General features: G+C 56.3%; 10 protein-coding genes. 4 read left to right on the top strand and 6 right to left on the bottom strand.

What is annotated here, in order from left to right:
• The 3 genes from ACWIUF_RS10480 to ACWIUF_RS10470 all read right to left on the bottom strand — a co-directional run.
• A partial coding sequence (locus tag ACWIUF_RS10480; protein WP_448572311.1) for a hypothetical protein occupies positions 1 to 269 on the bottom strand: 269 nt, incomplete at its 3' end.
• A gap of 197 nt (positions 270 to 466) precedes the next feature.
• Entirely contained in the window at positions 467 to 3166 is a 2700-nt protein-coding gene (mutS, locus tag ACWIUF_RS10475; RefSeq protein WP_448572310.1) for a DNA mismatch repair protein MutS, read from the bottom strand.
• A gap of 212 nt (positions 3167 to 3378) precedes the next feature.
• Complete coding sequence (locus ACWIUF_RS10470) at positions 3379 to 4215, bottom strand: ABC transporter permease (RefSeq protein ID WP_448572309.1); 837 nt, start codon at positions 4213 to 4215, stop codon at positions 3379 to 3381.
• Between the two features lie 295 nt (positions 4216 to 4510).
• Here ACWIUF_RS10470 and ACWIUF_RS10465 point away from each other — a divergent pair, with 295 nt between their 5' ends.
• Positions 4511 to 5080 (top strand): pentapeptide repeat-containing protein, encoded by a 570-nt coding sequence (locus ACWIUF_RS10465; RefSeq protein ID WP_448572308.1) that lies wholly within the window; start codon positions 4511 to 4513, stop codon positions 5078 to 5080.
• A 39-nt stretch (positions 5081 to 5119) separates the two neighbouring features.
• On the opposite strand, the gene recF is transcribed toward ACWIUF_RS10465, so the two are convergent.
• The 3 genes from recF to ACWIUF_RS10450 form a co-directional block, all read right to left on the bottom strand.
• The gene (gene recF / locus ACWIUF_RS10460) at positions 5120 to 6280 is read right to left on the bottom strand and encodes a DNA replication/repair protein RecF (RefSeq protein WP_448572307.1); all 1161 of its coding nucleotides are present in this window, start codon (positions 6278 to 6280) and stop codon (positions 5120 to 5122) included.
• A gap of 260 nt (positions 6281 to 6540) precedes the next feature.
• On the bottom strand, positions 6541 to 7464 hold the full coding sequence (locus ACWIUF_RS10455) for a M23 family metallopeptidase (RefSeq protein ID WP_448572306.1): 924 nt from the start codon (positions 7462 to 7464) through the stop codon (positions 6541 to 6543).
• Between the two features lie 123 nt (positions 7465 to 7587).
• Positions 7588 to 8247: a class I SAM-dependent methyltransferase gene (locus ACWIUF_RS10450; RefSeq protein ID WP_448572305.1), complete on the bottom strand. Its 660-nt coding sequence runs from the start codon at positions 8245 to 8247 to the stop codon at positions 7588 to 7590.
• Between the two features lie 247 nt (positions 8248 to 8494).
• On the opposite strand from ACWIUF_RS10450, the gene ACWIUF_RS10445 reads away from it, so the two are divergent.
• From ACWIUF_RS10445 to ACWIUF_RS10435, 3 genes are all read left to right on the top strand, one after another.
• Positions 8495 to 9400, top strand: coding sequence for a hypothetical protein (locus ACWIUF_RS10445; protein WP_448572304.1), 906 nt, complete (start codon positions 8495 to 8497; stop codon positions 9398 to 9400).
• Positions 9401 to 9517: 117 nt separating this feature from the next.
• Positions 9518 to 11296, top strand: coding sequence for a S8 family peptidase (locus ACWIUF_RS10440; protein WP_448572303.1), 1779 nt, complete (start codon positions 9518 to 9520; stop codon positions 11294 to 11296).
• Positions 11293 to 11517, top strand: a complete 225-nt coding sequence (locus tag ACWIUF_RS10435) for a hypothetical protein (protein ID WP_448572302.1) — start codon at positions 11293 to 11295, stop codon at positions 11515 to 11517. The genes ACWIUF_RS10440 and ACWIUF_RS10435 overlap by 4 nt, the downstream gene beginning before the upstream one ends.
• Positions 11518 to 11615 lie beyond the last annotated feature (98 nt).

Here is an 11615-nt window from a genome sequence, read left to right as displayed (position 1 = left end):
GCCCCGATCGGCTCGCCCAGGGGAGGCGTCGCCGGGAGGGCGGGAAGACCGGGCACCGCGTCCACAACAAAATTTTCAGTGCTGGGATTTCCCCCACTTGGGAAATCCTGGGCTATACTCTCGGCGGATCTATCGTCAGCGACCTGCGACGGCTCGGCTGCGATCGCAACGCCTTTCCCTAGGGTTAGGGCGGGTAAAGTGGCGGCCACCACCGTACCTGCGATCGCAACACCGAGAACGCGTCGCTCTCGACATTGCCTATATTTCATTGTCTCTCCTCACATCAAGTGGATATTGGGGGTTGGTTGCAGCCAGCCCCATTTACTTTAAAGAGATAGTTCTACTCTAGCACCGATCTTTGGGGCAGCCATCAGTAGCGGCCATCATTCGCTACCCAAACCCATGCCAAGGGGAATAGATTTTGCGTCGAGGATTATGTCCGGTGTCTCCGCCTACGATCCCTTTTCTAGGAACGGCTAAAGATATCCAGTTGCTCAACTGGTTTGGGGTCCAAAAGCAGGGGGGCCGTTGGTTCCCGGAGTTTGCCATTGCTAGCTGCACTCTTGCGTAGACCCACGGCGATTTTGCTATGTTTTTCGATTTGTTGCATCACCTGTTTCGCCCGCTGGATCACACTGGGGGGTAACCCGGCCAGTCGTCCCGCTTCAATCCCATAGGAGCGATCGGCCCCACCCGGCTGGACCTGGTGCAAAAAGATAATTTGATCGGGTAATTCCTTCACCGTCACCTGGTAGTTGGCCACATTGGCCAGGATGGAGGCTAGCTCGTTGAGTTCGTGGTAGTGGGTGGCAAAAATTGTCCGGGCGCGGATCTCAGTCGCTAAGTATTCGGCGACGGACCAGGCGATCGCTAACCCGTCAAACGTGGCTGTTCCCCGACCAATCTCATCGAGTAACACGAGGGATTTCGGCGTAGCGTGGTTGAGAATATTGGCCGTTTCGCTCATCTCTACCATAAACGTTGATTGGCCCGTAGCCAGATCATCGACGGCCCCGACCCGGGTGAAAATGCGATCGCTAATGCCTAGGATGGCTGACTTGGCTGGGATAAAACTGCCCATTTGCGCCATGATTTGAATCAGGCCCACTTGTCGGAGGTAGCAACTTTTGCCACTCGCATTGGGGCCTGTCAAAATAATTAAATCCGGTCGCGTCTGAGTCCCTGGTATCGGGTCGGTTTCCTCGCGTCCTAGTGCCGTAGAATTGGGCACAAAGAACCCGGCGGGTAAAGATTGCTCCACCACCGGATGGCGGCCTCCCACGATCGTTAATTCCCGTCCCTCGACCATTTGGGGGCAACAATAACCCTGGTAAATCGCGACTTCTGCTAGGGCGACGAGCACATCAACAGCAGCCACAGATCGGGCGATCGTGCGAATGCGATCGGCTTCAACGCCCACCGCTTGGCGCAGGCCAATAAAAATTTCATATTCCAGTTGATTGAGCTGATCACGGGCATTAAAAATGCGGGTTTCCCGATCCTTAAGTTCGGGGGTAATATATCGCTCTTCATTGGTTAACGTTTGCTTACGAATGTAATCGTCGGGCGCTTGAATGGCCTTGGCACGGGAAATACTGATGTAATAACCAAACGCTTTATTAAACCCAACTTTTAGCGTGGGAATGCCCGTCCGTTCCCGTTCCGTGACCTCCAGATTGGCTAACCATTGTTGATCAGCGACTAATTGTTGTCGTAGGGCATCCAGTTGGGGATTGACCCCCTCGCGAATTAAGTTACCTTCACCCAAATGTAATGGCGGCGACTCAACCAGGTGTGCCCGCAAATATTGCCCCAAACGCTCCAATTCAGGGGGAATATGCTGGATCGCTTTGAGATAGGGAGACTCGGCTTTGGCGACCCGGACCGCTAATTCGGGTAAACGTTCTAAGGAAGCGGCAAGGGCGACTAAATCGCGGGCGTTGGCCGTTCCCGAACCGGCGCGACCGGAGAGGCGTTCTAAGTCGTAAATTTGCTTGAGAACGGCTTGGAGTTCCTGGCGCAAAACCCCGTGGGTAACCAGTTCTTGGATGGTTTGTTGGCGAGCTACAATTTCAGCGCGATCGAGGAGGGGTTGCAATAACCACCGTCGCAGTGCCCGCGATCCCATTGCCGTAACGGTGCGATCCAAGGCCCACAGCAGTGACCCATGAAAGGTGCCATCGCGCACGGTTTGGGTAATTTCTAAATTGCGCCGGGTTTGGCTATCTAAAATTAAATATTCCGTGAGGGCATAGGTCGTCAACGATTGCAATAACAGGGGGGTTTCCTTTTGGGTATCTTCCAAGTATTCCAGCAAGCCTCCAGCCGCCCGCACTGCCAAGGGTAAATGATCACAGCCCATCCCTTCTAAGGTCCGTACCCGGAAGCGTTGCAGCAACCGTTGGCGGGCTTCGGTTTGTACGAAGGGGTGTTGGGGCCGAAGGGTATAGCAAAACTGGGGTGGTAGACAGTCGGGCAGGAGGGGCGATCGCGCCCCTGGGCGCAGCATGCCGCCAATATCAGGGGCGTTGGTGGGCACGAGGACTTCCGAGGGGTGCAGGCGGTTAAGTTCCTGACCTAACTGCTCCAAATCACTGGCCTGGGTGGTCAGAAATTCCCCGGTGGAAATGTCTGCGTAGGCGAGTCCCCAATGCTGGCCAGCAATGACAACGGCAGCAAGGTAGTTATTCTGTCGCGCCTTGAGCATCCCTTCTTCCAGGAGGGTGCCGGGGGTGATCACACGGGTAACCTCCCGCCGCACGAGGGGACCCTGGGCACTAGCGGCGTCTTCAACCTGATCACAGATGGCGATCGCGAACCCCTTTTCCACCAGCAGCACACTGTAGCGATCGAGGGCATGGTGGGGAATCCCAGCCATCGGCACCCGGCCCACATCCTTCCCGGCATCTTTGCTGGTGAGTGTCAGTTCCAATTCCCGCGAAACGGTGACAGCATCCTGGAAAAAGCACTCGAAAAAGTCGCCCATGCGGTAGAGGAGCAGGGTGTGGGGATACTGGTCCTTGACCTCCGCATAGTGGCGCATCATCGGCGTCAGGCTTTCGCGATCGACCAGGCGGTGATCGGGGAAGCGCACGGTTTGTTTGAGGTGTTCTGGCAGGTCGGGGAGGGGAAAGTCAGCAGGGGCGGCGGGGGCAGGCTCAGTCATGTATACCTACAGCAGACGGTTTCACTCTAGTTTAGACAGTTTAGATAGTATCCTTGCCACGAGAAGTCGCGGGAGTCATAACCTTGATGGCCTGACTGCCAGGGGAAGGTTTCTGGTGCCACTGGCGGCCATTGAGGCGGGGATTGGAAACATCAAGGACACCCGCACGATCGCCCCCTTGCGCAGTGCGCTGGCGGTAGCCCGCTTGACGCCTAATCCTGCTGATGGGAGAACAGATAGGCCCCCGCGATCGCGAACCCCACGGCCACGGCCACCAACACCGGCAGCGTAAACCAGGGAAATTCACTCAGGGGCGCAAACGCCGCCGATCGCAGCCCCAGGGTCGTATAGGTCAGCGGTAGCAGGAAAACAATCCCCTTCAAAACCGGCGGTAAGGTACTGGGATCAAAGAACGTCCCCCCCAGGAACGACATGGGTACAATCACAAAGTTATTGTAGAGACCGACACTTTCGAGCGATCGCACCGTCAGCCCCACCAGCACCCCCAGTCCCGCAAACACGGCGCAGTTGAGTACCAGCAGCAACAGAAACAGGGGATTCAGAAAACTCCCCACCCGGCCCGTGAACACAACCGCCACCAGGATTACCGAGCCAGCCGTCATCATGCCGCGCAACACCCCCGCCATCATCTTGCCCAGATACAGCGACAGGGGATGGATGGGTACCAACAGCATTTCCTCAAAGGTTTTGGCAAATAGGCGCTCCCCACAGATCGAAAACGTCGTCCCCCCAAAGCTGATCGTCATTGACGACAGGGCCACCATCCCCGGCAGGATAAATTCCAGGTAGGTATCCCCCAGGGTGGGGGTGGTCACCGCATCGAGGGTTCGGCCCAACCCCAACCCAAAGGCGAGAATGTAAATGAGGGGCGATACCAAACCAGAGGCCGCAATCTGGGGCAGGCGGGTGCGCAAATCGAGCCAGTCCCCCCACAGGATCGTGAGGCTGTCCTGCCAAATGCGGTAGAGCGATCGTTGGGAGGGGCGATCGTGTTGTGGGTTCAATTCCCAAAGGCTGGAGGATTTCATGGACAGTTGCCGGTGAGTTGGGTACAGCGAGGCAGCGACAGAATCTCCTGGGGCGTGCATCCGGTTTGCCCCCTGAAGGCCAGAGCTACCCTGACAATTTTCTGCGATTTGTCGGTACCTTTGACAGCAATGTGCAGCCTGACTCGCAAAACTCAGCAGCCGGGATACCGGTAAGGACCCAGGCCATTCTTGCCCAGTCGGGATTCACCCGATCGGAGGACGCGATCGCAGGACGGCAATTCCCGCCGCAAATAGCACATTAAAAATAAGCAAGTTGGTTACGAGGCGGGATATCATGGTAAGCGCAAAAGCCCAAGGTTTAGAGCAGGTCATTTCTCCATCTGATCTGGCGCGATCGCTACAACCACGACTCAACAACCCCTATAAAGCTGGGCTAGATCTCAGCCAAGCCGATTTAGTCGGTGCGAATTTACAGGGCATGGATCTCAGTCATGCCGACCTGCGCGGGGCCAATTTGATGGGAGCTGATTTAAGTTACGCTAATCTCCAATATGCGCAATTGGATAAGGCAGACTTAAGGAGTAGTAACCTACAAAATGCTCTGCTAACCGGAGCCAGCCTCAAGGATGCGGATCTGTTTAATGCCAACCTAGGAGCCGCCTGTCTCCAACAGGCCGATCTGCAAAGGGCTTATCTATTTAGAGCTAATTTGCATGACAGTAATCTTGAATGGTCGGATCTGCGATGGGCGAACCTACGCCATGCCGACCTAACCGCTGCAAGTCTCTGTGATGCCAACTTGACCGAAGCTGACGTGCGGGATGCGATTTTACACGATACGAATCTAGACCAGGCCCAAACCTGTGGGTGTAATCTACACCTTGCCCGCCGCATTGCCGATTAACCCAGGCCTTCCAAGCATGAGTTCCCAAACATTAGATGATTAACTTATCTGAATCTGGCCTGCATTCACAGTCAGTACTTGCGAAGACTGTAACCACTTGGCATCAAAAACCCCTAAATGGGTCGTTGTGATCAACGTTTGAAAGCGATCTTGAATCGTACTCAGGAGTTGATTCTGGCGATTTAAATCTAATTCAGCTAAAACATCATCTAAGAGCAATAAAGGGGGTTCCTGAATCACACTTTCAATTAATTCCAACTCAGCTAATTTCAACGCTAATACTAACGTCCGTTGCTGCCCCTGTGATCCATACTGGCGGGCTGGGGTTTGGTTAATCGTCAAGCTAATATCATCCCGATGCGGACCAACCAGTGTGGTGCCCTGATGGTACTCTGCCACTGCCTTGTGTTGTAGTTGCTCGAAGAAAAACTGCTGCATCACCTCCGGTTCATCACTCTCGGTCGTCCCGCTACCGTCATCAGGAGCAGCGCGAACATTAGGAACATAGGTAATGACCAGATCTTCACTTTGGTTACTAATAACCTGGTGCCAACGTTGCGCGATCGGGGCCAAACGTGCGATCGCCCGACGACGACGGCGAATGACGCGAATCCCCGTACTGACCAGTTGCGCATCCCAGAGTGCTAATTGGGAAGGGAGATCGGCGTCAGGCGTAGCTGCTTCACCCACCGTTAGTTGTCCTTTGAGTAGGGCATTCCGCTGGCGTAGGACCTGCTGATATTGCTGCAAAATGCTGGCATAGACCGGCTCCAGTTGGATGAGTAGGGTATCGAGCCAATGACGACGCTGTTCCGGCCCCCCCCGCACCAGATCCAGATCCAGACTGGAAAACTGCACCGTGTTCAGGGACCCCAGTAAGTCCAATTGCCGCCGTAACGTTTCCTGGTAGCGCGAAACAGTCCGCCGCCCATTAACCCTGAGAATAATCCCCAGGTCGATCGTGCCTGTTACCCGCTCTAAAGTTGCCTGGATCTGCCCCGTACTATGGCCTTGCCTAACGAGATCACGATCGCGGCTAGCGCGATGCGATCGCAACGTTGATAACAATTCCACCGCCTCCAGCAGATTCGATTTTCCTTGGGCATTCTCACCCACCAGGATCGTCTTGGGGGCCTGAAAGGTAATCTGCTGATCCTGGTAATTACGAAATTGGCGTAGATGGAGTTGTTTTAGGTACATTAGGCTGCGGATTGCATCAACTACCCGTTCTTAAGGGGTGAGTTCAGCAGAAAAGTCAATGTCTTCATAGATACAGCCGTTCCCTCTCTAATGAAGTACTGTCAAGCCTTTTGAACAAGGGGCTTAAGCCCCTTGTCTGTACCTTACCAAGGATGGAAGTGCTGTATGACCACCCGTAGTATGACCATTGGTCCATACTACTCACGATAGCCGCTTTCCCGACCTCCCCCTCAGCCCGATCGTGTTCAGGGGGCATACCCTTAAGACGCGGCGCGGGCCTGTTGCGCGTACATGGCCCGCAGCACCAAGGCGGGGTCAACCCACTGGCTGGAATACTTCAGTCCCCAATGGAGGTGCGGTCCCGTTGTGCGGCCCGTCATTCCCACGCGGCCAATCCGCGCCCCCGCCGGGACCATCTGGCCTTCATAAATCTGGACACCCCCCTCCTGGTCCAGCATCGATCGTCCACGACTATCCGTGGTCACATAGCCCTGCATGTGGCAATAAATATGCTCCCAGGGACCCGATTCCACGACCACTGACGTGCCGCAGTTACTATCATCTGAGACTTCCACCACCTTACCGGACCACCAATTACGGATATAACTGCCCTCCGGAGCTGCCATATCAAGACCGTAGTGGAACTCCTGGGTGAGCGATCCCGTTGGGGATAATCGATAGCCAAACGGCGAGGTATACATCTGGAAATTTTCGACCGGGAACGATGCTCCCTGCCACCGGGAAACGGCGGCTACCTTCTGCCCACCGTAGTTGTCCAATTGCTTGGTGTCTGCCGCCTTCGCTGTCACCTTGGCCTGGGGTTTGGCCGCCAAGCCCCCGATCGCCGCATTGCCGATGGGGGCTTGGGCGGGAAGTGGCGGTCCCATAACCGCACCCTGGGTAATGGTGCCTTCGAGGAAGAGCGATCGCTGCCACTGGTCAAAGTCGGCAACTTGAGCGGGGGCTGGCCCACTCGCCTGGGCGATCGGCCCCTGGGCACTGGCCCCTAGCTCCTGCTGGTTAAGGAGCGAACCCGCCAGGCAGGCCAACAGCACCAGGGTTGTTATAATCCCCAAGCGGATTAAGCGCGTTAGCCCCTTGGCGGTCAACCGGGGGAGAGGAATGGCTGTCAGTGCACGGCCCGATCGCAAACCAGTAGATTGCCGAGGATGAAACTTTTTCACGTTCTGTCCTTCTCTTCTCACAGATACCGTGTGTGGGAGGGTAGGGATAAATACCCCAAACGAAACCCTATTTAAAAAATCTTACCCCAGCCCTTGTTTCCGTCAAGCGATCGTCGGGGCGTCTTATGACGGTAATCGGTACGTCTGAAGGACTTGCAACGTCCCACCTAAATACAGCCGAGGTTGAATTGGGGTGGCGACGGGTCCCTGGGGCGTGCCGCTAAAGCCCACGGCGGCCAACACTTGGCTGAGATCGGTCTCTAGCAAATGCCAAGCTGTTTCTGTCTCAAACAGGCTAAAAAACAAGGCTAGGCCAGGAAAAAGTAAAGGATTGCGGGGACGGTGGAAATCAACCAGGGTAAAACACCCGCCCGGCTTCAGCACACGATGAACAGCCTGCAAAATTTGCTGCAATTGCCGTGGCTGCATCTCATGCAACGCCATACTGGTATGCACTAGATCAAATTGTGCATCTGGGAAGGGCATCGCTTCTGCCAGCGCCTGCACATAGGTCGCCGCTGGGACCAGCCGCTGTGCCCGATCTAGCGATCGCGGTGAGGCATCCAAGCCAGTGACATGGCGCGATCGCTGCACCAACCAGCGGGTGGCCTGTCCCCCCCCACAGCACAGGTCTAACACCTCGGTATCCGGCGCGATCGTCAGCCCCTCTAGCGCCAACTGTCGAAACCGGGCCTCCCCCCCTACCATGAGCGTCATGATCCAGGAAATGGCATCATACAGCCCTGGATAGCGGTAACTGAGATCGCGCAAAATGGTTGCCATAGGCTACTCATCCAGAAGAGTTGAATCTCAAGCGTTTTCGTGCAGGCACCTCGCAAAGTGGTCAGTTGGCCAGCAGGGTAAGCCTACGAAGTGTAGTAACTAGGGACGGGCCGTGTAGCCCCCCTACCTAAGTCAACCGCGATGTTCTATCGCTTGTGTCGCTTGTGATAACGTTCCGCAACTTCCCTAATCCTCTGGCTATCCCCTTGCGCTTGCCTAGATTCAAAATTTATAGATTCAAAATTTAATGACCCGCAAAGCCCACGATCAATTCGCTAAACAATACCTTAAAGGACTCCTGATCGCCTTCAGCGTTGAGGCCGAAATCAGCTTGGAAATCCCCCCTGGTGAACCCCAGCAGGTTGATCTCTGGTGCCAGCCTAACCCGCAACTTGCAACTCAGCAACACCACCTCGGCCTCCTAGGGCAAATGCTTCAGGTCCCCGCCCTCCTCGAAGCGTTTCGGAATCCTGCCCCCACCGCTGAGATTTGCGCCTGCCTCAATAAACTACTGCGGCTCCAGGCCCACCAACGCCGCGCAGCTAAACGCCAAAAACAAAAACGGCTGGACCCCGACCTCCCCCACCTCTGGATCTTGGTCCCTACGGCTTCTCCCCGCATCCTCACTAGCTTCCGGGCGGAACCCCAACCGGGCTGGTCCGAGGGTGTCTACTTCCTAGCCCCGGCGTTGCGGAGCGCGATCGTGGTCATTCACCAACTCCCCATCCACCCCGACACCCTTTGGCTCCGCCTGCTCGGACGCGGCACCGTTCAACGCACTGCCGTCACCGAACTCATGGCCCTCGCCAACCATCCCCTGCAACGGCAAGCCCTCGCTGCCCTTGCCCAGTTGCAGATCACTCTTCAAAGACGGCACAATCTAAGCAGATCTGAGCAGGAGATTGCCATGAACTTATCCCCTGTCTATGAACAATGGCTGGAAGAGACCTTAGAAAGGGGGCGTCAAGAAGGGCGTCAAGAGGGAGAACGGATAGACCTGGAAGCGCTGTTAGCCGCTAAGTTCGATCATGTCGATGAGGATTTAGTTGGCATTATCCCCCAACTAATGGCCTTGTCTCCCCACGATCGCACTCGATTAATCCTTCGGTCTTCCCGTCAGGACCTCCTCGCTCGCTTTCAGGGGGAAGCCTAACAACAACCCGGTCAAGTTGGCTGCGATCGGGGTGAGGCCAACTGCGCTATCGTGGTGGCATATCTGGGGTTATTCCCAGCCTGACGATCGTAGGTCCGGCGTCCGTGAGGGAAGCGTATGAAAAAAGTATTCTGGCTAGGATTATTTCTATTCGGTTTGGTGGCGGCCCTCTGGACCTACCTGGGATCGGTTAACCGGGGTGAGTTTGATGCGATTATTCTCGACTTTCGGGAAACCCAAACGGCCCAGATTGAACCGGCCTTGCAGGCGATCGCCCAGGAATTTGGCGTTGAACCCCGCCTCAATAGCCAGTATGCCCAGGCGGAACAGGTGTATATCATTAGCGGCGATCGTCAACGTCTGCGGGCACTGCGCCGCTCACCCCTCGCCAAACTCACCGAACGGATTGAACCCAACTACCGCTACCACACCCTGGAAATTCCCAACGACCCGGACTATCCCAAACAGTGGAACCTGCGGAGCATTAACCTTGAACCCGCCTGGGAACGGACGAAGGGTGCAGGCGTGACTGTTGCAGTCATTGATACGGGCATTGCCCCGGTACCGGATTTAGCCCAAACCGAGTGGGTCGAGGGCTACGATTTTGTCAACGATCGCACCGACGCCACCGATGACAACGGCCACGGCACCCACGTGGCGGGCACGATCGCCCAATCCACCAATAACGACTACGGCGTTGCGGGAATTGCCTATCAGGCGAAACTCATGCCCTTGAAGGTGTTGAGTGCCTCTGGAGCTGGGGAAGTGGCCGATATTGCCGATGCCATTCGGTTTGCAGCGGACCATGATGCCGATGTGATCAACCTAAGCCTGGGGGGTGGGGGTGAAAGTCACGTGTTGCGGGATGCGATCAATTATGCCCATGACAAGGGCGTGGTGATCGTGGCCGCCGCCGGGAATGCCAATCAGAATGCCGCCACCTACCCAGCCCGCTATCCCCATGTGATTGGGGTGGCGGCCCTCGGCCCCGCTGGCGACAAGGCCCCCTACTCTAATTTTGGGGCGGGGATTGATCTGGCGGCTCCGGGCGGCTCGAAGGTAGACGGTGACCTGGGGGGAATTTTGCAGAATACGATCGACCCGGAAACTGGGGCGGCGATCTTCGCGGCCTACGAGGGCACCAGTATGGCCGCTCCCCACGTGGCTGGGGTGGCGGCCCTAGTCAAGGCGAGCGGGATTGATCACCCGGATGCCGTGACCAACGTTTTGCAAAAGGCGGCCCGTGCGGTTCCTGATGATGCGTTCAACTACTACGGGGCGGGTCAACTGGATGCGGCCAAGGCGGTGGAACTAGCAGAACGGGGCAATGTGGACTTCCGGGACTTCTTCCGCTGGTTACGGGATAACGGCTACCTTAACCCCCGCTTTTGGATGGATGGCGGCGTGGCGGCTCTTGTCCCCAAATTGCTGATGGTCCTGGGGTCTTACCTATTGGCAATTTTCCTGCGCTATTACTTCCCCTTCCGCTGGACTTGGGGGTTGGGGGCTGGGCTAGTGGCTGGCAGCAGTGGTCTCTTTTTCCTGCGGGGTTTCTATATCTTTGATCTGCCCCAGTGGCCCTTCCGTGTATTGGGCAGTGGGGTGGCCGAGTGGGGCAATGTGATCCAGGGGAGTCCCCTCTTGAACCCCTGGTTTGCCAGTGTCCTGATTCCCTTTGGCCTGCTCGTCCTACTCTTGGGCCATCCCCAGGGAAAAGGCTGGGCGATCGGAACCACAATTGGCATGACGGTCTTTCTGCTGGGGAGCGCGATCGCGGGTTCCCAGTTGCTATGGTTAGGGGCTGGTCTTTTCGCCCGGAGTTTCCTGATCCTCAATGCTCTGCTTTGTTTGGGTCTGGCCCACTTAGCCTTGAAAACGGAGGTCCAACCGGGATGACGAGCCAAATTACAGGCACGATCGCCCGTCCGGGGATGGGACCGGGCACCTGGGCCGTTGTTACCCCTACGGGAGAAACCTACGAACTCAAGGATGCCCCCCCGACGTTGAAACAGGTGGGGTTGCAAGTGCAGATCCAGGGCCAAATCCGCACTGACATTATGACCTTGGCCATGATCGGCCCTGTCCTAGAGGTGCAATCCTTCACGATCCTCCCATGAACAGGAATTCTGTGGCACGATCGCAGCGATCGCGATCGTTATTCAGGTTGCCTGTCCATGTCTGCTGCTCCCCTTGACTCCCCGGCACCATCCCCCAC

Source organism: Trichothermofontia sp. (assembly GCF_053493415.1).
This window is presented reverse-complemented; position numbering and strand designations above follow the sequence as displayed.